At 65.1% G+C, this 23,030-nt stretch carries 21 protein-coding genes; 12 read left to right on the forward strand and 9 right to left on the reverse strand.

Going from position 1 to position 23,030, the window contains the following annotated elements; translation table 11 throughout:
- Nucleotides 1-3: 3 nt before the first annotated feature.
- Nucleotides 4-804, forward strand: a complete 801-nt coding sequence (hutG, locus tag RHOSA_RS0111370) for an N-formylglutamate deformylase (protein WP_027288769.1) — start codon at nucleotides 4-6, stop codon at nucleotides 802-804.
- A gap of 61 nt (nucleotides 805-865) precedes the next feature.
- On the opposite strand, the gene hutI is transcribed toward hutG, so the two are convergent.
- A complete protein-coding gene (gene hutI / locus RHOSA_RS0111375; RefSeq protein WP_027288770.1) occupies nucleotides 866-2,089 on the reverse strand; it encodes an imidazolonepropionase in 1,224 nt (407 codons plus the stop codon).
- Nucleotides 2,090-2,212: 123 nt separating this feature from the next.
- Here hutI and RHOSA_RS0111380 point away from each other — a divergent pair, with 123 nt between their 5' ends.
- From RHOSA_RS0111380 to RHOSA_RS0111400, 5 genes are all read left to right on the forward strand, one after another.
- The gene (locus RHOSA_RS0111380) at nucleotides 2,213-3,592 is read left to right on the forward strand and encodes a formimidoylglutamate deiminase (protein ID WP_027288771.1); all 1,380 of its coding nucleotides are present in this window, start codon (nucleotides 2,213-2,215) and stop codon (nucleotides 3,590-3,592) included.
- Between the two features lie 106 nt (nucleotides 3,593-3,698).
- The gene (locus RHOSA_RS0111385; protein WP_037258147.1) at nucleotides 3,699-4,958 is read left to right on the forward strand and encodes a Coenzyme F420 hydrogenase/dehydrogenase, beta subunit C-terminal domain; all 1,260 of its coding nucleotides are present in this window, start codon (nucleotides 3,699-3,701) and stop codon (nucleotides 4,956-4,958) included.
- A 222-nt stretch (nucleotides 4,959-5,180) separates the two neighbouring features.
- Entirely contained in the window at nucleotides 5,181-6,389 is a 1,209-nt protein-coding gene (locus tag RHOSA_RS22000) for an OpgC family protein (protein ID WP_156092702.1), read from the forward strand.
- Between the two features lie 495 nt (nucleotides 6,390-6,884).
- Nucleotides 6,885-8,180 (forward strand): diaminobutyrate--2-oxoglutarate transaminase, encoded by a 1,296-nt coding sequence (gene ectB / locus RHOSA_RS0111395; RefSeq protein WP_037256154.1) that lies wholly within the window; start codon nucleotides 6,885-6,887, stop codon nucleotides 8,178-8,180.
- A 158-nt stretch (nucleotides 8,181-8,338) separates the two neighbouring features.
- Complete coding sequence (locus RHOSA_RS0111400; protein ID WP_027288774.1) at nucleotides 8,339-8,734, forward strand: ectoine synthase; 396 nt, start codon at nucleotides 8,339-8,341, stop codon at nucleotides 8,732-8,734.
- 96 nt (nucleotides 8,735-8,830) lie between these two features.
- On the opposite strand, the gene pdeM is transcribed toward RHOSA_RS0111400, so the two are convergent.
- Genes pdeM through RHOSA_RS22005 form a run of 3 tightly spaced genes read right to left on the reverse strand, consistent with a single transcriptional unit; the run spans nucleotide 8,831 to nucleotide 12,612 of the window.
- Nucleotides 8,831-9,595, reverse strand: coding sequence for a ligase-associated DNA damage response endonuclease PdeM (pdeM, locus tag RHOSA_RS0111405; RefSeq protein ID WP_242468789.1), 765 nt, complete (start codon nucleotides 9,593-9,595; stop codon nucleotides 8,831-8,833).
- A 23-nt stretch (nucleotides 9,596-9,618) separates the two neighbouring features.
- Nucleotides 9,619-12,093, reverse strand: coding sequence for a ligase-associated DNA damage response DEXH box helicase (locus RHOSA_RS0111410; protein ID WP_037256157.1), 2,475 nt, complete (start codon nucleotides 12,091-12,093; stop codon nucleotides 9,619-9,621).
- Nucleotides 12,094-12,147: 54 nt separating this feature from the next.
- On the reverse strand, nucleotides 12,148-12,612 hold the full coding sequence (locus RHOSA_RS22005) for a DUF6314 family protein (RefSeq protein ID WP_037256160.1): 465 nt from the start codon (nucleotides 12,610-12,612) through the stop codon (nucleotides 12,148-12,150).
- 126 nt (nucleotides 12,613-12,738) lie between these two features.
- Here RHOSA_RS22005 and RHOSA_RS22010 point away from each other — a divergent pair, with 126 nt between their 5' ends.
- Together RHOSA_RS22010 and RHOSA_RS0111430 are read left to right on the forward strand one after the other, a co-directional pair.
- Nucleotides 12,739-13,812 (forward strand): ligase-associated DNA damage response exonuclease, encoded by a 1,074-nt coding sequence (locus RHOSA_RS22010; RefSeq protein ID WP_051432064.1) that lies wholly within the window; start codon nucleotides 12,739-12,741, stop codon nucleotides 13,810-13,812.
- A complete protein-coding gene (locus RHOSA_RS0111430) occupies nucleotides 13,812-15,431 on the forward strand; it encodes a cisplatin damage response ATP-dependent DNA ligase (RefSeq protein WP_027288778.1) in 1,620 nt (539 codons plus the stop codon). The genes RHOSA_RS22010 and RHOSA_RS0111430 overlap by 1 nt, the downstream gene beginning before the upstream one ends.
- Before the next feature lie 43 nt (nucleotides 15,432-15,474).
- Here the strand turns inward: RHOSA_RS0111430 and RHOSA_RS0111435 are convergent, their stop codons facing one another.
- The 3 genes from RHOSA_RS0111435 to RHOSA_RS22020 form a co-directional block, all read right to left on the reverse strand.
- Nucleotides 15,475-15,840: a cupredoxin domain-containing protein gene (locus RHOSA_RS0111435; RefSeq protein ID WP_051432065.1), complete on the reverse strand. Its 366-nt coding sequence runs from the start codon at nucleotides 15,838-15,840 to the stop codon at nucleotides 15,475-15,477.
- Nucleotides 15,837-16,886 carry a cytochrome-c peroxidase gene (locus RHOSA_RS22015; RefSeq protein WP_051432066.1) on the reverse strand — a complete coding sequence of 350 codons (1,050 nt, stop codon included), beginning with the start codon at nucleotides 16,884-16,886 and terminating at the stop codon, nucleotides 15,837-15,839. The genes RHOSA_RS0111435 and RHOSA_RS22015 overlap by 4 nt, the downstream gene beginning before the upstream one ends.
- A 127-nt stretch (nucleotides 16,887-17,013) precedes the next feature.
- Nucleotides 17,014-18,192, reverse strand: coding sequence for a 4-helix bundle domain-containing protein (locus RHOSA_RS22020; RefSeq protein ID WP_156092704.1), 1,179 nt, complete (start codon nucleotides 18,190-18,192; stop codon nucleotides 17,014-17,016).
- Here RHOSA_RS22020 and RHOSA_RS0111450 point away from each other — a divergent pair.
- From RHOSA_RS0111450 to RHOSA_RS0111460, 3 genes are all read left to right on the forward strand, one after another.
- On the forward strand, nucleotides 18,179-18,874 hold the full coding sequence (locus tag RHOSA_RS0111450; protein WP_027288780.1) for a Fe2+-dependent dioxygenase: 696 nt from the start codon (nucleotides 18,179-18,181) through the stop codon (nucleotides 18,872-18,874). The genes RHOSA_RS22020 and RHOSA_RS0111450 overlap by 14 nt on opposite strands.
- A gap of 354 nt (nucleotides 18,875-19,228) precedes the next feature.
- Complete coding sequence (locus tag RHOSA_RS0111455; RefSeq protein ID WP_051432068.1) at nucleotides 19,229-19,675, forward strand: Fur family transcriptional regulator; 447 nt, start codon at nucleotides 19,229-19,231, stop codon at nucleotides 19,673-19,675.
- A gap of 374 nt (nucleotides 19,676-20,049) precedes the next feature.
- Nucleotides 20,050-20,493 carry a hypothetical protein gene (locus RHOSA_RS0111460; RefSeq protein WP_027288782.1) on the forward strand — a complete coding sequence of 148 codons (444 nt, stop codon included), beginning with the start codon at nucleotides 20,050-20,052 and terminating at the stop codon, nucleotides 20,491-20,493.
- On the opposite strand, the gene RHOSA_RS0111465 is transcribed toward RHOSA_RS0111460, so the two are convergent.
- A complete protein-coding gene (locus RHOSA_RS0111465) occupies nucleotides 20,490-20,825 on the reverse strand; it encodes a hypothetical protein (protein ID WP_156092706.1) in 336 nt (111 codons plus the stop codon). The genes RHOSA_RS0111460 and RHOSA_RS0111465 overlap by 4 nt on opposite strands.
- A gap of 165 nt (nucleotides 20,826-20,990) precedes the next feature.
- On the opposite strand from RHOSA_RS0111465, the gene RHOSA_RS0111470 reads away from it, so the two are divergent.
- On the forward strand, nucleotides 20,991-21,605 hold the full coding sequence (locus RHOSA_RS0111470; protein WP_037256162.1) for a YceI family protein: 615 nt from the start codon (nucleotides 20,991-20,993) through the stop codon (nucleotides 21,603-21,605).
- A gap of 85 nt (nucleotides 21,606-21,690) precedes the next feature.
- On the opposite strand, the gene iadA is transcribed toward RHOSA_RS0111470, so the two are convergent.
- A complete protein-coding gene (gene iadA / locus RHOSA_RS0111475; protein ID WP_051432069.1) occupies nucleotides 21,691-22,833 on the reverse strand; it encodes a beta-aspartyl-peptidase in 1,143 nt (380 codons plus the stop codon).
- Between the last annotated feature and the right edge of the window lie 197 nt (nucleotides 22,834-23,030).

Here is a 23,030-nt window from a genome sequence, read left to right on the forward strand (position 1 = left end):
CCCATGGTCTACAAGGCCGTCGAAGGAACCGGCCCGCTCGTCGTCTCGATGCCGCACGCCGGCGCGCTGACGCCCGAGGAGGTGGCCGAGCGCATGACCGATGCCGGCCGTGCGGCGGCCGACACGGACTGGCACGTTAACCGCCTGTACGAGTTCCTGGACGAGCTCGAAGTCCCGCATATCCGCTCGATCTACTCGCGCTACGTCTGTGATCTGAACCGGCCGCCGGACGGATCACCGTTGTACGACGGCCAGGGTGCGAGCGAGCTGGTGCCGACCCGTACGTTCGACGGCGCGGCGATCTATCAGGACGACTGCGAACCGGGAGAGGACGAGATCCGCTCGCGCTGGCGCGACTACTGGCAGCCGTACCACCTGGCGCTCGCCAACCTGATGCTGCAGGCCAAGGATCGTTATGGCGTCGTGGTGCTTCTGGAGGCGCATACCACCCGCAGCCAGATTCCGGGCCTGTTCGACGGCACGCTGCCGGACTTCAACCTCGGCACACGCGATGGAGCCAGCTGCGCGCCCGACCTGCGGGACCGCGTGGTCGCGGCGGTGCAGCAGGCCGAAGGCTACAGCCACGCGGTCGACCATCCCTTCAAAGGCGGCTTCATCACCCGCAGCTATGGCCGACCCGACGAAGGGACGCACGCCCTGCAGTTGGAGCTTGCACAGCGCACCTACATGCAGGAAAGCCCGCCCTGGACCTACAGCAACAAGGGCGGCGGTCTGGTCCGTCCGCACCTGCGCCGGATCGTCGAGACGATGCGTGACTGGGCGGAGGCTCAAGCGCAGGGGTAGCGCGGAGCTTTACCGTTGCCTTCTTCCCGCTGCAGGAGCCGGGGCTCTCAGCCGTCGACCATTATCCCCGTGCGCGGCCCTGCTTCACGACATAGGCGATCGGGTTGAAGCCGACACGGTAGGCGAGTTCGGCCGGGCGGTCGATTTCCCAGACGCACAGATCGGCCCGCTTGCCGATCTCGAGCGTGCCCCGGCTCTCCAACAAACCCAGCGCGCGGGCCGCTTCGCGGGTCACACCGGCCAGCGCTTCTTCCGGCGTCAGGTCGAACAGCGTGCAGCCCATCGACAGCATCAGCAGGATCGAGGTGACCGGCGCGCTGCCGGGGTTGCTATCGGTTGCGATCGCCATTGGTACACCGGCCTCCCGGAACGCCGCGATCGGCGGCTTGCGTGTGCCGCGCAGGCAGTAGAAGGCGCCCGGCAGCAGGGTGGCGACCGTTCCGGAGCGTGCCAGCGCGGCCACGCCATCGGCGTTGGCGTATTCCAGATGGTCGGCCGACAGGGCGCCGTAGCGCGCGGCCAGTTCCGCGCCACCGCTGTCGGAGAGCTGGTCGGCGTGCAGCTTGACCGGCAGCCCGTGGCCGCGCGCAGCGGCCAGCACCCATTCGCACAGCTCGGCATCGAAGCCGCCGCGCCCGCAAAACACGTCGACCGCATCGGCCAGTCCCGCCTCGACGATCGCAGGCAGCATCTGCTCCGTGACGGCCCTGATATAGGCGGCGCAGTCGTCTTCAAACTCCGGCGGCACGGTATGAGCCCCCAGAAAGCTGGTGACCACATCCAACGGATAGTCACGGCCCAGTTGGCGGGCGACGCGTAGCTGTTTCATCTCCGACTCCGCGCACAGGCCGTAGCCGGATTTGATTTCCAGTGTCGTGACTCCCTCCGCCAGCAGCGGTGCCAGGCGTGCGCTGCTGGCCTCATACAGCTCGTTATCGCGCGCCGCGCGGGTGGCATCGACGGTTGCGGAAATGCCGCCACCGTCCGCCTGAATGCGCGCGTCGCTGTCGCCGAGCAGTCGACGCTCGAACTCGCTGGCCCGGTTGCCGCCGTGGGCCAGATGGGTATGGCAGTCGATCAGTCCGGGCGTGATCCACCGCCCCTCGACCCAATGCACCTGCTTTGCGAGCTTCTCGGGAGCGCCCTGCAGCTCGTCACGCTTGCCGAGCCAAGCGATCCGGCCGTCCTCGATGGCGAGCGCGCCGCCTTCGATCGCGCCGTACGGCCGGTCGGTGCCAGGCGCCATGGTCGCCAGGCGCGCGTCCAGCCAAAGGGTATCCCACATCGCCCGTGCTTCCCTGGAGCGCCGTTGGGGAGAGTGGCAGGCGGCTTGCGCGGTGGCGCGCATTGTATGCCGGCCAGACTCCCCCTTAAGCTGCCCAGGGCCCGAGGTGCAAGGCGGGGAACGATGCCTGCGTATTTTGCCGACCGCGTGTGGTTGCCGCAGGGCTGGGCAACCAACGTAAGGCTTAGCGTCGATTCTGACCCAGGACTGCTGACGGCCGTGCAGCCCAACACGGTGTCTGACGATGCGATTCGTCTGTCCGGTCCGGTGATCCCGGGCGTGCCCAACGCCCACAGCCATGCCTTCCAACGTGCGCTCGCCGGTCTGGGCGAACGGGCGGGCAGGTTCGCCAACTGGCGCACGGCGATGTACCGGCTGGCCAACGCGTTGACCCCCGAACAGTTGGAGGCGATCAGCGCGCAGGCTTATGTCGAGTTGCTCAAGGGCGGCTACACCAGCGTGGCCGAGTTCCACTACCTGCACCACGGTCCGCACGGCCAGCCCTACCGCGATCTGCCGGAGTTGTCCTGGCGCGTGCTGTCCGCCGCCCGGCATGCCGGGATCGCGATGACGTTGTTGCCGGTGCTCTACGGCCACAGTGATTTCGGCGGGGAGGCCCCGGAGCCGGGACAGCAACGCTTCGTCAATGAGCCGGAGCGTCTTCTGCACCTGATCCAGCGGATCCAGGAAGGTACCCGAGATCAACCTGATGTGCAGCTCGGTTTGGCGCCGCATTCGCTGCGCGCGGTGACGCCGGAAACGCTGCACAGCGCTGTCCACGGCTTCCGCCAGTTGGCTCCCACCGCGCCGATCCACATGCATGTCGCCGAGCAACCGGGGGAGGTGGATGCCTGTCAGGACCGGTTCCGCCAGCGCCCGGTGGCTTGGCTGCTCGATCAGACTGACCTGGTCGATGACGGTTGGACCTTCGTTCACTGCACCCAGGCGCTCGACGGGGAGCTGGAGCAGCTGGCTCGGCGCGGTGTGACGGTCGCGCTCTGTCCAACGACGGAGGCGAACCTGGGCGATGGCGTGTGCGCGGCGGATCACTTTGCCGCCTGGCAGGGGAGATTGGCGATCGGCAGCGACAGTCAGGTTTGCCGCGACGCTTTCGCCGAGTTACGCGCGCTCGACCACAGCCAGCGCCTGCGCCACGGCCGTCGTCCAGGGATTACGCCGCGGCAGGGCCAGGAGGGGCCAGGGGCGGACCTGCTGACGCGGGCGGGGCTGGGCGGTCGAAACGCCCTGGGGCAGAAGGTCGGTCAGCTGGTCCCGGGGGCGCGCGCCGATCTGCTGGTGCTTGATCCAGAGGTTGCGGCACTGGCTGGCGTGCCGGACGAGCGTCTGCTCGACGCCCTGCTGTTCCAGCAACCGACCGGGGCGGTGCGTGACGTCATGGTGGGCGGCAGGTGGGTCGTGCAGGCGCGCCAGCACCACGCGGAAGAGCGCATCCTGAGCGACTACCGCACGGTCATGGCGGAACTGATGCCGCAGTTGGGCTAGTTCCCTGGTCCGTTCCATCTACGGGCGGTAGTTTCTAACTGCGTGCAATGGACGGCACAGGTGACAGAAGGGCAAGGTTGGCATCATGGCCCCGAAGGACGGCGAAATGACGGGCAGCGACGCGACCGAGGGCAAGACCGCCTTGTGGACGCCGGACATCGGCGAGGCCGCGCCGCGCGACCTGTGCACCGATTGCGGCATCTCGCGCACCGACACGCCGAGTCGGTGCGGTCGTGCCTGCCAGTTCATCGCGCCCGACTACCCAACGATGGAAGAACAGGTGCACGGCCGCGCCCGGGACCTGAGCCGCGGTGACGAGAAGTTCTTCGGTCCGTTTCAGCGTATGCTCCGCGCGTCCTTGAAAGCCAAGCGCGACGGCGCGCAGTGGACCGGTATCGCCACCCGTCTGGGCGAACGGCTGCTGGAGACCGACGCGGTCGATGCCGTGCTGGCGATGAGCCACCAGGACGACGACATCTGGGCCCCCAAGTCGGTGATCGTGACCGAGCCCGAGGGCATGGCGCAATGCCGGGGCATGAAGATGGGCTACGCGCCGCTGCTGGCGCTCCTGGAACCCGCGCTCAAGGCCGGCCACAAGCGCGTCGCGGTGATCGGTATTCCCTGCCAGGTCTATGCCCTGCGTGCGCTGGAACGCGAACTCGGCTTCGAGCGGATCTATGTCATCGGCACCCCGTGCTCGGACAACACGACGACCGAGAAGTTCCACGAGTTTCTGTCGCATCTGACCGATACGCCGGGCGAGGTCACCTATTTTGAGTTCCGCGCCGACTATTACTGCGAGATGCGCTTCGCCGATGGCAGCAAGCGGGAATTCCCCTTCCTGCTGCTGCCGATCTCCAAGCTGCCGAACGACTTCTGGCCAACCACCTGCCGAACCTGCGTCGATTACACCAACGTCCTCGCCGACATCACCGTCGGGTACATGGCGGGCGAGGGGGAGCAATGGCTGCTGGTGCGCAACGACCGCGGGCAGGAGCTGGTCGACCTGTTGGGCGACGAACTGAAAACCGGCACCCCCGGCGACAAGGGCAAGCGCGGCAAGCACGTCGAGGGGTTCAAGCTGAACACCGAGAAGGCCGCCGGCGGTATGCCGGTGCGCGGTATGCCAGACTGGCTGCGCCCGATCGTCGGCCGGATTATGCCGCTGGTCGGCCCCCGCGGAATCGAGTTTGCCCGCGCGCGCCTGGAAATGAAGGCGGTCGAGACGATCATCCACCTGCGTCTGAACGAACGCCCGCGGATCAAGCACATGGTCCCCAACCACGTCTGGGAACTGGCCAAGCCCTACGGCCTGGAACCAACGGAGCATGAGAAGCCGCGGGATAAGCGACGGGATACGGGCTGACAGTCGTGATGGACTCTTAGTATTAAGTAACAACCCTAACGGACTGATAAAATTATATAATCAGGTCGTGCAGAAGCCGGGGGCACCGTGTTGACGCCGAAGCGATGGGTGTTTGACTACCTACCACTCCCGTGCTCGCGGCGATGTTAGTTGCGTGGGTCCCGCCAACGCGCGGTATTGTGTACGACCGACATTGGCAGCCAACAAGAGAGCAGCGCGCCCGTGACGCCTTCCGATAGCCAGGTGAAGAGCAGCCGGCGCGATCCGCGCATCGACGTGCTGCGCGGGGTAGCGATGTTCATCATCTTCGTCGCTCACATCCCCGGAAACCCCTGGACCGGGTATATTCCGGCGCGCTTCGGTCCGTCCGATGCGACCGAGTGGTTCGTATTCTGCTCCGGCTTTGCTTCGGCGATCGCGTTCGGCGGGGTGTTCCTGCGCGTTGGCTGGGTTTTGGGGATCGCACGGGTGCTGCACCGGATCTGGCAGATCTACTGGGCGCAGATCGGCATGTTCCTGGCCACTGCAGGGGTCTGTGTACTCGGCACCTGGGCACTCGACACCCGGAACTATGTGCAGGACCTCAACCTCATACCCTTCTTCGAAAATCCCAAGGAAGGGCTGCTCGGGCTGCTAACCCTGACCTATGTGCCGAACCTGTTCGACATCCTGCCGATGTATATGGTGGCGTTGCTGCTGATCCCGGTGATGGTGGCCTTGTATCGCCTGAATCCGCTGATCGGGCTGGCCGCGCCGGTCGTGCTCTGGGCGGCCAACCGGGCGATCGGCTTCGACCTGCCAGCGGAATGGTGGTCGGAGCGGTCCTGGTTCTTTAACCCGTTCGCTTGGCAGTTGATCTTCTTCACCGGCTTCGCGATTGCGCGGGGCTGGATCACCATTCCGCCGCCGCACCGGGCGTGGGTATGGCTGTCGGCGGCCTACCTGATCGTCATGGTGCCGATCTGCTACGGCCCGATCTTCAACAACGTGCCGTTCTTCGACGCGATCGGGCTGGCGATCCTGCCGACTTTTGACAAGACCGATTTCGGTCTCGCCCGTTACCTGCACTTCCTGGCCATGGCCTACGTCATGCGGGCCGCCCTCTACGGCCGGGAGGACATCCTTTACGCCCGCTGGATCGCGCCGATCCGCAAGGTCGGGCAACAGGCGCTGGCGGTCTTCATGACCTCAATCGTGCTCTCGCGCGTCGGCATGATGGCGTTCGATATCTGGGGACGCGACGGGCTGACGGCGTTGATCGTCAATGCCGTGGGGGGCGCGGTGCTGATTGGCGTTGCCTACGGGGTTGGCTGGATCAAGAGCGAACCGTGGCGCCGCCAGCCGCAGCCGGCGTCGACTGTTGCCGTATCGGATGCATCTAACCCGGCCCCCGACGTGCAGGGGAGGCGGCGCGTCTCGCCGGCTGAATAGAGGAGGCGTGGCGGCCCTTGTTCATCTCAACGGATCGAGGCTTGTAGGCCCGGAATTCGGGGCGATTCGGGGCTACAGGAGCGCCGCCGTACCGGGCCTATAGCTTGACTTTTCCGGTGCTTCTGCCAATGTGAGGCACGTTATCAGGCGGCACTTTCCGCCCTGCGCGAGCCAATAATCTTAAGACCAACGCAGGACCAAGGACCGCGCCGTAATCGCTTGAGACGATCCATAACCCCGGGCGCACCTCCACCTTCAAGGTGGCGCACCAATCGACCTCTTGGCTAGCGAGGCGTCTCATGCTGGTTAGGGTGGGTGGCGCCCGCATTCTAAGCTTCGAAAACGCTCGCTGCACCGACGAGCAGGTCGCGGCGCGAGGGTTGAGAAAAGCCGAATTCGGTTCGACGTCATTCCCACGCAGCCGCCCGGAACCTCGGGCGGTGGCACTCAAGATCGCCGCGGACCGCTTAAACCCTGCGGCAGGAGGCAACAGCCATGGATATCATCGAGAAATATGAATCCGCCGTGCGCAGCTACAGCCGCGGCTTTCCCGTCGTCTTCGAGAAGGCGAAGAACTATACCCTGACCGATACCGACGGAAACACCTACATCGACTTCTTCGCCGGCGCCGGCGCCCTGAACTACGGGCACAACGACGACGCCATGAAAGCAAAGGTGCTGGAGTATATCCAGGGCGACAACATCACCCACTCGCTCGACATGGCGACGGTGGCTCGCCAGAACTTCCTGAAGGCGTTCAACGAGATCATCCTTCAGCCGCGGAACATGGAATACAAGATCATGTTCCCCGGGCCGACCGGCACCAACACGGTGGAAAGCGCGCTTAAGCTGGCGCGCAAGGTAACCGGCCGGCGCACCGTGGTGTCGTTCACCAACGCCTTCCACGGCATGACGCTGGGCGCGCTCGGTGTCACCGGTAACCAATTCAAGCGCAAGGGCGCCGGCAAGTCCCTGGGCGACGTGGTGTTCGTGCCCTATGACGGCCTGATGGGCCTCAAGAGCGACAAGGGCGAACTCGACACGCTCGACTACTTCGAGGCGATGCTGAACAACGGCGCTAGCGGCATGGGCCATCCGGCCGCCGTGATCGTCGAGCCGGTACAGGGCGAGGGCGGCATCAACGCCGCCAGCATGGCCTGGCTCAAGCGCCTGGACCAAATCTGCAAGGCCCACGACATCCGGCTGATCGTCGACGACGTGCAGGCCGGCTGCGGGCGCACTGGCACCTTCTTCTCGTTCGAGGCCGCCGGCATCGATCCGGACTTCATCTGCCTGTCCAAGTCGATCGGCGGTTACGGCATGCCGATGGCGATCACGCTGATCAAGCCGGAGTACGACAAGTTCGCCCCGGGCGAGCACAACGGGACTTTCCGCGGCAACAACCCGGCGTTCGTCGCCGCAACGGCCGCGCTGGAGACCTACTGGCGCGACGATACCTTCGCCAAGGGCGTGCGCGAGAAGGGTGAGTTCATCACCAAGCGCCTGAAGGAGATGGCCGCCAAGCATCCCAACGTGCCGAGCGAGGTGCGCGGGCGCGGCTTCATGCAGGGCATCGCGCTGCATGTCGACGGCCTGGCCGACGCGGTCACCGAGGAAGCGTTCAAGCGCGGCCTGATCATGGAGACCAGCGGCCCGGCGGACGAGGTGGCCAAGCTGCTGCCGCCACTGACGCTGGATCAGCAGGGCCTGGAGAAGGGCCTGGACATCATGGAGCAGGCGCTCGACGCCGCCGTCCAGGCACATGCCGACAAGATCGGCAAGGTCGCCTAGCTTCCGCGACGCGGGGCGCGGGGCGCTTTCCGCGCCCTGGCTTTTTGGCGCCGGTCCGGGCAGGGTGCACGCCGCATCTGATCCGGGCCGGCGCCTTTTCGTGCGCCCCAACGCCCGGCACCCCGAACAATCAACGAGATCAGGAGACGGATTCCGCCATGATCGTGAAGCACCTGAACGAGATCGTGGACACGCAGGCCGACGTGCACGCGGAGAACGGCAACTGGAAGAGCCGCCGCTTCCTGCTGAAGCGCGACGGCATGGGCTTTTCCTTCCACGAGACGATCATCCACGCCGGCACCGAGACCTACATCCACTACGCCAACCATCTGGAGGCGGTCTACTGCGTGGCCGGCAACGGCGAGATCGAGGATCTGGAGACGGGCAAGGTGCACAAAATCACCGACGGTACGATGTACGCCCTGAACGGCCACGAGCGCCACTACCTGCGCGGCGGCACCGAGGACATGCGCATGGTCTGCGTCTTCAACCCGCCCCTGACCGGCCGCGAGACGCACGACGAGAACGGCGTCTATCCGCTGCTGGAAGACTGATCCAACAAGGCCAGCCGGTCCTATTGGCAGGTTTTGAGCGTGTGAAAGACCCGCGTCTCGGACCACGCCAATGGGGCCGGCGGCCCTCGGCGCGCTTCAGCCCACCAGCGCGTGCCTGGGATAGGGGTAGACCGCGCGCTTGCCGATCAGGTGGGCTGTGAAGTTGCGCGGGAACAGATTGGCAATCGCAGGATCGAGCACGCTCAGGCCGCCCGTGTAGGCGCCGAAGGCGGGCAGGATCAGCCGCCGGCCATCGGCAACGAAGCAGCGGGCGGAGACGCCCTTGCCCCGCACCCGCACGCGCGTTTTGGGGTGGTAATGGCCGGAAACTTCGCCCGCGCTCCGGTGCGCGGGATCGGCCGCGTGCCGAAACACCAGCGGTCCCAGGGTCAACTCCTGTGCAACCGTGCCGCCCCAGTCGGCCGGCGGGGCCGGGTCGTGGTTGCCGGCGATCCAGGTCCAGTTGACCCGTGCAGCCAGCGTCTGAATCTGTGCGCGTTCGTCGTCCGCCAGACGGTCCGCCGCGCGGCGGTCGTGGAAGGAATCGCCCAGGCAGATCACGTGCTCGGGCCGCCTGCGGTCGATCACCGCTTGCAGCCGCTCCAGCGTCGCCCGGCTGTCGTAGGGCGGCAGGTTGTGGCGGCTGTAGCTGCTGCCTTTTTCCAGATGCAGGTCGGCCACCACCAGCACGCTGCGTGCCGGCCACCACAAGGCGCCGGAGACGTCAGGCACCAGGTCCGCGCCATTGAGGCGGATCGCGGCGTCACTGTCGGCAACGGATTCGGACATCGGCGGGCGGGACGACTCCAGCGGGTCGGGATCGGACGGCGCATCCCTTGTGCGTGATTCGGGGTCGGTCATCCAGCGCCTTCCCGACACGCCGCTCACAACGGCAGCTCCGACTGATCGTACTCGGTTGAGGTGGCCTCCTCGATCAACGTCTGCGCCCCCTCGTCCAGCAGGTCGTCCAGTGCCTCGCCGTCAACCTGCTCGCGACCGATTTCCAGCAACACCGGCACGGCGAGCGGCGAGATTCGTTCCAGCCGGGTGTGCCGGATCGCGCCGGCGACGCGCCCAAGCATGTCGGACAGGCGGCGAATATCGGTCAGGCCGCCGCCGACGTCCTGCCGGGTCGCGCGCAACAGGATGTGGTCCGGCTGGTGCTTGCGCAGCACGTCATAGACCAGATCGGCGGAGAAGGTGACCTGCTTGCCGGTCTTCTCCTGGCCCGGAAGCTGCTTATCGATCAGCCCGGCGACCACCCCGACGTTACGGAAGGTCCGGCGCAGCATTGAGGATTCCTCCATCCACTCCTCAAGCTCGTCACCCAGGATATCCTGGTCGAACAGTTGGCCGACCTGTTCGTCGCTCGGCGCGCGCAGCGACCAGACAGCGAGCACATAGTCGGTCGCGACGAAGCCGAGCGGTGAGAGGCGTAGCCGTTCCATCCGTTTGGTGATCAGCATGCCGAGCGTTTGGTGGGCGTTGCGCCCCTCGAAGCAGTAGGCGACCAGGAACTCTTTGTCGCCGCGTGGGAAGCTCTCGACCAGCAGCCCCTCGCGCCCGGGCACGCTGGAGCGCCAGCGCTGGATGCCCAGCCATTGTTCGACCGGCCCCGGCAGATCGGCCCAGGCGCGCCGATCCTCCAGGATGCCGCGCACCCGTTCGGCCAGGTGGGTCGACAGCGGCAAACGACCGCCCATGTAGGCCGGCACCTTGGGTTGGTCGGCCTTGGTCGCGCGCGTGACCTCGCAGGTCAGCTCCTTGATTCGCTCGAAGCGCAGGAGCTGGCCGGAAAACAGGAAGGTGTCGCCAGCCTCCAGATACTGGGCGAAGAATTCCTCGACCTCGCCCAGGACGCGTCCGCCCCTCAGCTTCACCTTGAGCGTCGGCGCCTCGACGATCGTGCCGACGTTCATGCGGTAACGCTGCGCGTCCGGGATCGAGGCGACGCGGTAGGTGCCGCGGTCGTCTTGGGTCATCCGGCGGAACTTGCGATAGCCTTTGAGCGCATAGCCGCCGTGGTCGACGAAGGCGAAGGCGTCGTCGAAGTCCCGGCGGGACAACTCCCGATACGGCTGGGCGGTACGAATCTCGGCGTACAGGGCGTCGGGATCGACCGGGGCGGAGCAGGCCATGCCCAGAATGTGCTGGCATAAGACGTCCAGCCCGCCCGCGCGTAGCGGTTCACCGTCCAGTATGCGCGCCTGCACGGCTTCGACCGCTGCGCGGCACTCCAACACTTCGAAGCGGTTGGCGGGCACCAGCAGGGCGCGGCTCGGCGCGTCGAGCCGGTGATTGGCGCGGCCGATGCGCTGCAGCAGCCGGGCCACGCCCTTGGGCGCGCCGACCTGCACGACCAGATCGATCGCCGCCCAGTCGATGCCAAGGTCGAGCGAGGAGGTCGCGACCACGGCCTTGAGGTCGCCGCGGGCCATCGCCGCCTCGACCTTGCGGCGCTGTTCGACGTCGAGCGAGCCGTGGTGCAGGGCGATCGGCAACAGGTTCTCGTTCAGGCGCCAGAGCTCTTGGAACACGATCTCCGCCTGCGCGCGCGTGTTGACGAAGATCAGCGTGGTCTCCGCCTGTTTCAGCCGTTCGTAGACCTCGCTCAGGGCATGTACGGCCATGTGGCCGGACCAGGGCAGGTACTCGCGCGTCGTTAGGATTTCGATCTCGGGCTTCGGCCCTTCGCCGCCGTCGACCTGCTGCACCGAGCCGTCGTCCTCGGCTGACGGCGACAGCCAGGCGCGCAGCTCGGCGGGCGTGCGCACCGTGGCTGACAGGCCGACACGCCTGGCCTGCGGGGCCAGGCGGTTCAGCCGGGCTAGGCCGAGCGCCAAAAGGTCGCCGCGCTTGGTACCTGCCAACGCGTGCAACTCGTCCAGCACAACGCACTGCAGACCGGCGAAGAATTCCGGCGCGTCCGGATAGGAGAGCATCAAGGCGAGCGATTCCGGCGTCGTCAGCAGCATGTTAGGCGGATGCAGCCGCTGGCGCTTGCGCTTGGCCTGCGGCGTGTCGCCGGTGCGCGTCTCAACCGAGACGTCGAGGCCCATCTCCGCCACCGGTGTCTCCAGGTTGCGCTGGATATCCTGCGTCAACGCCTTGAGCGGGGAGATGTAGAGGGTGTGCAGACCCGTATGCGGCCGCTCGGCCAGTTCGCACAGCGAGGGCAGGAAGCCCGCCAGTGTCTTGCCGCCGCCGGTAGGGGCGATCAGAAGGGCCGAACGCCCGGCCCGCGCGGCCGCCAGCATCTTCAACTGATGGGCGTGCGGCGCCCATCCCCGATCGGCGAACCAGTCGGCTACCGGGTCGGGCAGGGCGGAATCGGTCTGATCGGTATCGTTCTGGACCATCGCGCCCCCGAGGATAGGCGTCGGGACGGCCAAGGGAAGGGCGGTGAGCCCGCGTTAAGGCTCCCGTTTGAAGGTCGTCATCAACACGCTGTCCTTGCGCGGGCCGGTGACGGCCCAGCGGACGGTGAAACGATCGGTGTCGAGCACGCGATAGAGGCCATCGTAGACGTCCGGCGGGCAGTCGTGGTGGACCGCGCACGTGCCGGCCGACAAGTCGAGAGCATGGAACGGTCGGCCGTCGTCGAACAACACTTCGGCGCGTGCGCCCGCGAGGTTCGCGATCCGGTAGCGGCGCGTGCCGGTCATCTCCTGGCCGGCCGGGCGCCACGTAACCGTCTCGTCGTAGAGCAGTCCAGCGGGATCGCCTGAAGGCAGCGCGAAGGTACCGCTGCCGCGCATGACGTGCCGAACCCCCGCACGGCGATCCTCGATCTCGCGCACGATGGCCCAACGGCCTACGAAGAAGGCGCATAGGTCATAGACGGGCATCGGCTCACCGGCCGGGTCGGGGGCAGTCATAACCAGGACCCTTCGCCGGTTGGGAACAGGCGGTCAAGACCGCGGCGTTGACCGTGCGCCTGCCATGGGCAATCTCTAGGATCGGTTCCGCCGATAGATGATCTTTCTCCTAACCGATTGACCGACATGCCCGCCCCCCGTCCGGAAAGCTGGATCCAGGTCACGAACCGCGGCTTCTACGTCACCCCCGGCGGCTTTTACGTCGATCCGACACGACCCGTCGATTACGCCGTCGTGACCCACGGCCACGCCGATCACGCGCGCCCGGATCATGGCCACGTGTTGGCGACGCCGGAAACGCTGGCGATCATGCGCCATCGCTACCAGGAGCGCGCGGGTGGGACGCACGATCCGATGCGCTATGGCGAGGCACGCAAAATCGGCGAGGTAACGGTGCGCTTCGTGCCCGCCGGCCATGTGCTGGGCAGTGCGCAGGCGGTGCTTGAGTACAAGGGATCGCGGGTCGTCGTCTCCGGCGACTACAAACGCCGGAGCGATCCGACCTGTCCGCCGTTTGAACCGGTGCCCTGCGATGCCTTCGTGACGGAAGCGACCTTCGGCCTGCCGGTGTTCCGCCATCCGGACGCGGCCGGCGAGGTGCGCCGCTTGATAGATGCGCGCGCGCAGTTCCCGGAGCGCGCGATCCTGGTCGGCTCCTACGCGCTCGGCAAGGCGCAGCGGTTGATCTCGCTGATCCGGGAAGCTGGCTACGATCGGCCGATTTATCTGCACGGTGCGCTGATGGGCCTGTGCGAACTCTATCAGGAACTGGGCATCGATCTCGGCCCGTTGGAGCGCGCGACCGGGCAGAACAAGAAGACCCTGGCCGGGGAGATCGTTCTGGCGCCGCCGGCGGCGCTTAACGACCGCTGGGCCCGGCGCCTGCCGGAGCCATTGCCGACCATGGCCTCGGGCTGGATGCGGGTGCGTCAGCGCGCCCGTCAGCGCGGCGTGGAACTGCCGTTGGTGATCTCCGACCACGCCGATTGGGACGAGCTGACCCAGACCCTGCATGACGTCGGCGCGCCGCAGGTTTGGGTCACGCACGGCAGCGAGGAGGCGCTCTGCCACTGGGCCAGTCAGCAGGGCTTCGACGCTAGGGCACTGGCCGTCGTCGGCTGGGGCGAGGAGGAGTCCGATCCCGAGGAGGCGACGGCGCAGGAAACCGAGCCATCAGAACAAACGGGGCAGGCGGGCTGATGGAACGTTTCGCCGAACTGCTCGACCGGCTGGTTTTCACCGCCTCGCGCAATGCCAAGCTGCGGCTGATGGGCGACTATTTCCGCACCACGCCCGATCCCGACCGCGGCCACGCGCTCGCGGCCCTGACAGGCGCGCTGGACTTCAAGGAGGCGAAGCCAGGCCAGATCCGCGGCTTGGTGCAGGCGCGCGTCGATCCCGTGTTGTTCGAATGGTCCTACGACTACGTCGGAGATCTGGCAGAAACGACCGCCCTGATCTGGCCCGCCCAGCCCGGTGCCAACCGCAAGCCGGAGATCACCGAGGTCGTAGCGCGCTTGGCGGAAACCAAACGCGCGCAGGTCCCCGATCTGATTGCGCGCTGGTTGGATGCACTCGAACCAACCGAACGCTGGGCGCTGCTTAAGCTGATCACCGGCGGTCTGCGCGTTGGCGTATCGGAGCGGCTGGCCAAGACCGCGCTGTCGGAGGCGTTCCAGACCGAGCTACAGGAGATTGAGGAGGTTTGGCACGGTCTCCAGCCGCCCTATGAGGAGCTGTTCGCCTGGCTGGAAGCCCGTCAGGGCCGGCCGGAGATCGACACCCGCGCGGCCTTTCGCCCGATGATGCTGGCGACCCCGCTGGAGGACCAGGAGGTCGATCAGTTGGAAGTTGCGAATTACCGCGCGGAATGGAAGTGGGACGGTATCCGCGTGCAGCTGGTCGCCGGCGGTGGCGTGCAGCGCATCTTCTCGCGCACCGGCGAAGAGATCACCGGCACCTTCCCGGATGTCGCCGAGGCGATGACCTTCGACGCCGTGCTGGACGGCGAACTGCTGGTCGTGCGCGACGGCGTCGTGGCGTCGTTCAATGACCTGCAGCAGCGTTTGAACCGCAAGAAGGTGACCTCGGAGCTGTTGAAGGACTATCCCGCATACGTGCGGGTTTACGACATTCTATTCGACCAGAACGAGGACCTGCGCGGCTTGTCCTTCGATGACCGTCGGGCGCGTCTTGAAGCCTTTCTCGCGCGCGAGCAGCCAGCGCGGATGGACGCCTCGCCGTTGCTGCCGATCGACCGCCTGGACGCCCTCAAGGAACTGCGCGAGGAGGCGTGCCAGCGCGGCATCGAGGGGCTGATGCTCAAGCGCAAGGACAGTACTTACGTCGCCGGTCGGCCCAAGGGTCCGTGGTTCAAGTGGAAGCGCGATCCCCTGACACTGGACGCCGTGCTGATGTACGCCCAGCGCGGCCACGGCAAACGCAGCAGCTATTTCTCCGATTACACCTTCGGTACCTGGCGACCGGTTGACGACCGCGCATCAGACGCGGACGCCAACAAGTCGGAAGTGAATGGCTGGGAGCTGGTGCCGGTCGGCAAGGCCTATTTCGGTTTCACCGACCAGGAACTGCGCCAACTCGACAAATGGGTGCGCGACCATACGGTGGAACGCTACGGCCCGGTCCGCGCGGTCGATCCGCGGCTGGTGCTGGAGGTTGCGTTCGATGCCGTACACCCGTCGAACCGGCATAAGTCCGGGGTCGCCATGCGCTTCCCGCGCATCTCCCGCATCCGCTGGGATAAGCCGGCGCACGAGGCTGATACCTTGGCCAATCTTGAGAAACTGGTTGAGAGTTAGCGGATAAGCTCCGGCTTAGGAAGAAATAGGGAGAGAGAGGCGGCTAACCGTCTGCCTCCGAACCCTTCTCCTGCACCGTCACCTTCAGCTCCATCACCGGGTGGATGCCGCAGGTCACGTAGTAGGTGCCAGGCTCGTCGAAGGTCAGGCGGACATCCTCGCCGGGGTCCTGGCTGCCGGAGTTGAAGTCCATCCTGGGATCGTAGACGCGGATGTTGTGGGTTCGGCTATCGTCGTTGTGTAACACGATGGTCTCGCCCACCTGAATCTCGACGGCATCTGGGTGGAAAGCCTTATTCTTCTGGCTGATCTCATGCGCCACGTCGTTGCCGCCGTCGCCGCACGCGGCGAGCGCGAGCAGACCGGTAACCGTCAGCAGCCGGGCGCAGGCGTGTAGAGCGCGGGTCATTGCGGTAGCTCCGGCCGGGTGACGTTCTGTAGCGCGTGCGGGGTCTCCAGGGTCTTCAGGAAGGCGATCAGCTGGGCGGTTTCGACGTCTGTCAGATCGATCTCCTGCATATCGGCGGACAGCGTCTCACGGCGCACGAAGTCTCCCTCATAGTGCTGGATCACCTCGCGCAGCGTCTGCATTCGGCCGTCGTGCATGTAGGGCGCGCGCCGCGTGATGTCGCGCAGGGTCGGCGTCTTGAAGGCGTGGTTGGCGGCATCGACGTCCAGCACCGGTCCGCGGCCCAGGTCGCCACGATCGTCCAGGCCGATGTCGTGATAGGCGCCGCGGGTCAGCCGCCAACCGCCGTGGCACGAGGCACAATTGGCCTTGCCGTTGAACAGGCGGAAGCCCTGCTTGGCCATGTCGGAGATCGCGTCTTCGTCGCCGGCGATCCACTGGTCGAACGGTGTCATCGGCTGCACGAGCGTACGCTCGTAGGTTGCCAGCGCCTTGGCGAGGTTGGCCTGCGTGATCTGCGGGTCGGCCTCCGGGAACACCTTCGCAAACGCCCGCCGATAGCCGTCGATCCCGCGCAATTCCTTGAGCAGCGAGGGCATCGGCTGATTCATCTCGCCCTGCGACAACACGGGACGGGTTGCCTGGTCTTCCAGGCTGGGTGAACGACCATCCCAGAAGAAGGTCCGTTCCCAAGCCACATTCCACAGCGTGGGCGAATGGCGCTGCTGGGGGGTGCCCGTCGGACTTTGAGCCACCGGCTTGCCATCTTCCCAGCCAAGGTCAGGGTTGTGGCAACCGGCGCAGGCGATGTCGTTGTTGCCGCTGAGACGGGTATCGAAAAACAGCTGCTTGCCAAGCTTGGCCTTGGCCGGCGTGTAGGCGTTGTCGGCTGGGAAGGGCGGAACGGCCGGACGGACGTAACGCTGCTTCAACTGTGCCATGCTGGGCTCGGGGGTCGCGTCCGGGCTCAGATACCAGCCCAGCGCCGCAGCTGTGGCGGAGATTGCTGCGAGGCCGACGGCAGGCAGGAAGATGCGCAAACGCATCGAAAATCTCTAGCTCTGATCAAACGGAAGAAACACCGGGCAGGGCGCTGTTAAGCGCTCCACCCGGTGCGTTGGACCCGACAAGACACGAAGGTCTCGGTGGGGTGCAAGAGGGACGCTGGTCGGCTCAGCCGCCTTCGCCGCCCTCTCCACCTTCACCACCTTCGCCGCCTTCGCCGCCTTCGCCGCCAGCAGAGGCACCGTAGTCGCGGATGATGAAGCTGGACAGTTCGAGTTCAACCTTGGACGCTGCGGCCTGAACCTCGCCCGGGCTCATCTTGGGCTCGTATTCTGGCGTGATCGACGGCCAGGCGGTCATCAGCGACTCGTAGTCCGCGATCGCGTCCTTCAAGTCTTCAGCATCCCGGCTGTACAGGCTGGAAGCCAGACTGCCCAACAGGTCGCGGCCGATCCAGACGAATCCGCGGCTGTCCTGGTACTCCGCGACTTTGACCATCTGGCCGTCCTTGATCGCGGCATCGTATTCGGCAGCCGCCTGCTGCACCAGCGCGGTCACCACCGGCAACATGAAGCTGGGCTTCGTGGTGTACTCGGGGCTGACGGCATTCAGGCCCGCGTTCACATATTCCAGCACGTGGTAGTAGGCGTGCTCGGCCTTCTCGTAATCGCCGGCTTCGGTCGCCTCGACCAGCTCGGCGAGGTCATCCCTGAAGTCCTGGACGCCACGCTCTGCGAGCTGGCTTTCGATGCCGCCGTAGATCTCTTCCACCGGGTGGCGGAAATGCACCATGGCATCTTTCGGCTTCTCGGCTTCGAGCAGCTCGTAGCCGGAGTGCAGGTGCCCCTTCATCATGGCAAGCTGGAACAGGAAGTTCTGGTCTGCGGACAGGCCAGCGGCGGGACCCGCTTCGCCGCCCTCGCCACCCTCGCCACCTTCGCCACCTTCGCCCCCTTCACCTCCGGCGGAGGCGAGCTGGATGGCGGTTGCTGTCTTGGACGGCGTGTAAGGGGCGTGCGCACCGCGCTCGCCGCCAGCCACTCCGGCCGCAGCCTCGGCGTCCTTGACCGGATCGCCTTGCGCACCGGCACCGGCAGCAAACACGAAGGCGCCGAGGCCGACCCAGAGCTTGGTTCGGTTCTTGGACATCGTCGTCCTCTCAAAAAACCGTTGGAAGATCAGGCTCGCGCTGGAGCCTTCCTGGAAAGCCGCGCCATATTGCCGCGGTTTCAACACTTTGTATGAGAATGAATTGCAATTGCAACCGCAAAATACCCACCCTAAGGTGCCGTTTCGATCGCCCGCATGCAAAGTATAAAGGACCGATGTCGCGATGATCGTGTGCATCGCCAATGTTCTGGACCGCCAGACCTTGCAGCAGGTACGCGACCTGCTGGCTCAGGGAAGCTACGTCGACGGCAAGCAAACCGCCGGCTGGCATGCCAAGCTGGTCAAACACAACCAGCAACTCGCCGCCAGCGAGCCGGCGGATCACGCAGACAAGCTGGTGCGCGAGGCGCTACTCAGCCATCCAGTATTCAACGCGGCCGTTCAGCCCAAACGGCTAAGACGCATGCTGTTCAGCCGCTACGAGGGCGGCAATGCCTACGGCGCGCACGTCGACGACGCGCTGATGGGCGCGGGCCCGAAGGTCGAGACGGACGGCGACAGCGCACGCCTGCGCTCGGACGTGTCGATGACCGTCTTCCTGGCCGACCCAGAAGACTACGACGGCGGCGAGCTGGTGATCGAGGGCACCGGCGGCGAGCAGTCGTTCAAGCTGGAGGCTGGCCACGCCGTGACCTATCCCTCCAACACGCTGCACTATGTGGCCGAAGTCACCCGCGGCACCCGGGAGGTCGCGGTCACCTGGGCTCAGAGCCTGGTGCGCGCGCCCGAACAGCGTGAAGTCCTGTTCGATCTCGACACCGCCCGACGGACGCTTTTCCAGCGCGAAGGTAAGAGCCGTGAATTCGACCTGATGTCGAAGACGCACGCCAACCTGACTCGCATGTGGGCGGAGCCGTAGACCTAGATGACCGGGGTGTGGGTGATGCAGATGCGAATGATTTGCAGTTGCATCCGCTGCGCCCGCATGGCACAGTCCGATTCAGGATCAAGGGATCGGACACGGCCCTTGCCATCCTCATGTGCAAACTCCGCATTGGCCCGACCGGGTATGGCCTCTAGAATTGGCGTCTCGGTCGGGCCATTTTTTTGCGTAAATGGCTGTTTTGCGCGGCGCTAACGGCTGTTGCGTTCACGCGGATTGCACCGGCGCCGTCGGAGGCGCATTTTAGGACGCGTTGGTCGTGCCTTCCGGTCAGGTGATTCGGTCGCGCGCGGCATCGTGACGCGTGAAGGCGGTAAACGCAGGGTGGATATGGCTGATACGAGCGAAAGCGCACAGGGCGACCGGGTCCGTCAGTTGGAGGCGGATGCCCGCCGCTCCGGCATGCGGATCACGCCGCACACCACGACGATCATTCAGATCCTGGATGAATCCACGGACCACCCGACCGCAGAGGACATTTTTGAGCGGGCGCGCGAGCGCGATCCCAGCATCTCCTCTGCGAGCGTCTACCGGATTCTGAACAAGTTGGAGGAAAGCGATCTTGTCCGCCGGCAACGTCTGGACAGTGATCGCTTCCGCTATGAGATCGCGGACGAGTGCCGCCATCACTTGGTCGATCTGGACACTGGCCAGGTGGTCGGCATTACCGATCCGGAGATCGACGAACTCAAGGACAAGATCGCGAAGCGCCACGGCTACGAGATCGTCGATTTCCGCTTGGAGTTGTTCGGCCGGAAGACAGGCGGTGGCAGTTAGGCCCGGGGCGTACGTCTCTGGAGTTCAGATCTGATCAGGGCGCAGGCGGACTGAGGTCGGCATCCGCTGACACCTGAACGGACCGCTTAAGTGGGCAAACGGTCGAACCTGTCCAGTATGGCTCGGCGCGAACGTTTGGGCTCAAGCGCCTGAAGTGCTTGGTCAGGACCCTCCCTTATCTTACTGATATTTTTGCAGTCGGGATGGCTTGCCGGTTGCGTCATTCTGTCAGTATCGACAAGGTGTTGTCGAATAGGTAATATGATTCTGAATTGACGGATTCATGTCAATTTAGCATGAATCCAAGTCCATACGTATCCCGAGCGCCGAGGCGCTTGCCGATCGGCCGTCATCACACAAACGGGAGATGTCGGATGACCAATCGCTTGCATGCGCTGGCGGGCAGCTTGGGTCTGCTCTGCATCGCGCTTTTTTGGGCCGCAACCGTTGTCAGTGAACTGTCTCAGGATATGACAGCGATCGTTTGGGTGAAGACCGCCATTCCGTGGGGTCTGCTGGTATTGATCCCGGCGATGATTGTCGTCGGTGCCAGTGGATTCCGTCTGGCCCGCGGGCGAACTGGCAACGTGATCGAGGCAAAGCGCCGGCGTATGCCGCTGATCGCGTTGAACGGGATGTTGGTTCTGGTTCCCTGCGCTTTCGTGCTGGCAGCATGGGCACAGGCTGCCCGCTTCGATAGCTGGTTCTATGCGGTGCAAGCACTGGAACTGGCGGCGGGCGCCCTCAACCTCATGCTTATGGGGCGTAACATGCGCGATGGCCTGCGGCTAACCAATCGGTGGCGAAGGACCACTTAACGGTTCGTGGCGATCTGCATGGCCGCCGCTTCGTCGGACGCCGTCACCGCCTTGCGGGCGATTTTGTACCAGAAGGACTGCTGGCTTTCGTCCAGCGCAGCAAAAGCTTCCGAATTGGTGTCGTGCATGGCGCCATAGATCGCTGCTGCGACGCGGCGCACACGCGCTTCGCCGGCATCATGCTCGGCCAGGCTGCGCAAGCCGGCAGCAAGTGTCATGCGTGCAAGCCCTTCATAGCCGAGTGCGCTCGGATCATCCTGTGCCTTGAGCAACGCCTCGCCGAGCGCGTCCGCGGCATCCTCGACCGCTTGGCGGGCGGTTTTGTCGGTCATCGTGGCGTCCTCCTTGATCGGTTGATGCGCAGCACCGCCTGCATAAGGCGTCAACAGTGTGTTTTCGAACACTGTCCTTGTGGGAAGCCCCCAACAGAACATCTAAACGGGACCTTCACGGGTATTCCAGCCCGTTCAGACCAATTCGACGAGGAGGCTTCCAGAATGCGCCAACTCCGCACCCTGACGCTGGGCGCTGCCGGCACCGCGGCGCTTGTGCTCGCCACGCCGCTGCAGGCCGAGGCCGCCCCCGAGACGTTCACCGTTGACCCGACACACACCCAAGTTGCCTTTCTGATTAACCATCTTGGTTACTCCAACATGCTGGGCGAGTTCGAGGAGATGTCGGGGGAGTTCACCTTCGATCCCGAGGATGCGTCTGCTGCGCAGGTCTCGCTCACGATTCAGGCCGACAGCGTTTATACCGGCCACGACAAGCGCGATGAGCACCTGACAGGGCCGGACTTTCTGAATGCGCAGGAGTTTCCGGAGATCACCTTCGAATCGACCGGCGTTGAGCGCACGGGCGAGAAGACCGGCAAACTGACCGGCGATCTGACGATGCACGGCCAGACGCATCCCGTGACCCTGGACGTAACCTTCAACAAGATGGCGCCGAACCCGCTCCCGCAGTATGATAACGTCTTGACCGCAGGCTTCTCCGCCCGCGGCACGATCGACCGGACGAAGTGGGGTGTCGATGCCTATGCGCCCGCCGTGGCGGCCGAGATGCAACTGATCATCGAGGTCGAGGGGCACGACAAGGATCACGAGGGCTAAGCGCCATGTGCCGGCTTCGGCGATCAAATTGAAGCCGAAGCCGGCCTTTCCGAGTTTTCCGTAGCGAGCGGATAGAGCAGCACGCTCAGGCGTAGTGGCTCCATACCTCCCGGCCCTGGGAGAACGTCATGCATGGATTAAGGGCTTCGTCGAGCAGGGTCACGTCAGCATCGAAGCCCTCGACAAGCTGACCCTTGCGGGTGTGTAGCCCGAGCACACGCGCGACGTTCGCCCCTAACAAAGGCAAGGCATCTGCTAGATCCAAGATGCGTTCACGCACCAGCGTTTGCCAGTCGCTGAGCAGCGGGCCGTTGCTTGCCACCGAGAGCTTGGTCAGGCGGCCTTGCGCGTCGAACTCCGGCAGGCTGCCCTGGCAGTCGGACGACAGGGTGATCTGCGCCGCCGGTACGCCACGCTCCAAAAGTCGACGCACGCCGTCGAAGCCGGTGAGCCCATCGCCCGGATCGCCGTCGAACGCGGTGACGTCGACACTCGCCTGGAAGGTCTTGGCATAGTCCGCGGCGTCCTCGATCAGATGCGCGATTCGATTCACATGAGTCGGTATGACCTGTTCGGCAGGGATTTCCGTCTCCGACAGCAAGCGGCGCAGCAGCTCCAACCCGCGCGACCCGTCACCCATGTGGAAGTGGCAGATGCCGCGCTTGCCTGCCAGCATACCGCCGACCCGCGCATCCGCGACCAGCCGGGCAAGTTCATCGAAGGTCGGCTGGCTGGACCTATGGTCGGACAGCGCGATCTCGCCAACGCCCAGGATTTCAGGAACCCACGCAAGGTCGCGTTGTACGGAACCGGTCAGGGTAGGGGGCGGCACCCGGTAGTTGCCGGTATACATGTAGGCGTCGACACCTTCCGCCCGTAGTCCACGGACTTTTGCCAGTACATCGGCAGGCGAGCGGCTGATGCCGTCGGTCCCCAGTAGGCCGACGACCGTTGCAATGCCACGCTCGGCGATCTGGCGGGCGGTGATCTCGGGGCAGCGGGTGACGGGCCCACCTTCGCCGCCGCCGCCTGTGACGTGAACGTGCTGATCGATGAAACCGGGCACAGCCCAGCAGTCGGGACGCTCGTAGACGGCAACCGGCCAGTCCGTGGGTACCGATAATTCTGGACCGACGTAGGCGATCCGGCCATCGGCAAACAGGATGTCGGTCGCTTCGCTCGGCTGCGGGGTGTACACCCGCGCCACGCGCAGCAGGGTCAGCATCATCGATACTCCGTTTTCGACCGCCGGACGGGTTAGGGAACGATTCACCATCCTCAGGCGGCGCGCCATTCGGGTATAATTAACATGTTGCGGGCAGAGTGATAGTGAGTCGGTCCGTCACAGCAAGGATATCGCGCTTGACACGGAGGCGAGCTTGGAGCGGATATATCGCGTCAATGATCGGTCTGGCCTGGAACTTA

The sequence above is a fragment of the Rhodovibrio salinarum DSM 9154 genome, assembly GCF_000515255.1.
Taxonomy (GTDB): domain Bacteria; phylum Pseudomonadota; class Alphaproteobacteria; order Kiloniellales; family Rhodovibrionaceae; genus Rhodovibrio; species Rhodovibrio salinarum.

Excerpts from the sequence above, each read along its gene's own strand:
- hutG (WP_027288769.1), top strand. The coding sequence starts at position 4 with ATGGTCTACAAGGCCGTCGAAGGAACCGGCCCGCTCGTCGTCTCGATG.
- hutI (WP_027288770.1), bottom strand. The coding sequence starts at position 2,089 with ATGTGGGATACCCTTTGGCTGGACGCGCGCCTGGCGACCATGGCGCCT.
- RHOSA_RS0111380 (WP_027288771.1), top strand. The coding sequence starts at position 2,213 with ATGCCTGCGTATTTTGCCGACCGCGTGTGGTTGCCGCAGGGCTGGGCA.
- RHOSA_RS0111385 (WP_037258147.1), top strand. The coding sequence starts at position 3,699 with ATGACGGGCAGCGACGCGACCGAGGGCAAGACCGCCTTGTGGACGCCG.
- ectB (WP_037256154.1), top strand. The coding sequence starts at position 6,885 with ATGGATATCATCGAGAAATATGAATCCGCCGTGCGCAGCTACAGCCGC.
- RHOSA_RS0111400 (WP_027288774.1), top strand. The coding sequence starts at position 8,339 with ATGATCGTGAAGCACCTGAACGAGATCGTGGACACGCAGGCCGACGTG.
- pdeM (WP_242468789.1), bottom strand. The coding sequence starts at position 9,595 with ATGACCGACCCCGAATCACGCACAAGGGATGCGCCGTCCGATCCCGAC.
- RHOSA_RS0111410 (WP_037256157.1), bottom strand. The coding sequence starts at position 12,093 with ATGGTCCAGAACGATACCGATCAGACCGATTCCGCCCTGCCCGACCCG.
- RHOSA_RS22005 (WP_037256160.1), bottom strand. The coding sequence starts at position 12,612 with ATGACTGCCCCCGACCCGGCCGGTGAGCCGATGCCCGTCTATGACCTA.
- RHOSA_RS22010 (WP_051432064.1), top strand. The coding sequence starts at position 12,739 with ATGCCCGCCCCCCGTCCGGAAAGCTGGATCCAGGTCACGAACCGCGGC.
- RHOSA_RS0111430 (WP_027288778.1), top strand. The coding sequence starts at position 13,812 with ATGGAACGTTTCGCCGAACTGCTCGACCGGCTGGTTTTCACCGCCTCG.
- RHOSA_RS0111435 (WP_051432065.1), bottom strand. The coding sequence starts at position 15,840 with ATGACCCGCGCTCTACACGCCTGCGCCCGGCTGCTGACGGTTACCGGT.
- RHOSA_RS22015 (WP_051432066.1), bottom strand. The coding sequence starts at position 16,886 with ATGCGTTTGCGCATCTTCCTGCCTGCCGTCGGCCTCGCAGCAATCTCC.
- RHOSA_RS0111450 (WP_027288780.1), top strand. The coding sequence starts at position 18,179 with ATGATCGTGTGCATCGCCAATGTTCTGGACCGCCAGACCTTGCAGCAG.
- RHOSA_RS22020 (WP_156092704.1), bottom strand. The coding sequence starts at position 18,192 with ATGCACACGATCATCGCGACATCGGTCCTTTATACTTTGCATGCGGGC.
- RHOSA_RS0111455 (WP_051432068.1), top strand. The coding sequence starts at position 19,229 with ATGGCTGATACGAGCGAAAGCGCACAGGGCGACCGGGTCCGTCAGTTG.
- RHOSA_RS0111460 (WP_027288782.1), top strand. The coding sequence starts at position 20,050 with ATGACCAATCGCTTGCATGCGCTGGCGGGCAGCTTGGGTCTGCTCTGC.
- RHOSA_RS0111465 (WP_156092706.1), bottom strand. The coding sequence starts at position 20,825 with ATGACCGACAAAACCGCCCGCCAAGCGGTCGAGGATGCCGCGGACGCG.
- RHOSA_RS0111470 (WP_037256162.1), top strand. The coding sequence starts at position 20,991 with ATGCGCCAACTCCGCACCCTGACGCTGGGCGCTGCCGGCACCGCGGCG.
- iadA (WP_051432069.1), bottom strand. The coding sequence starts at position 22,833 with ATGATGCTGACCCTGCTGCGCGTGGCGCGGGTGTACACCCCGCAGCCG.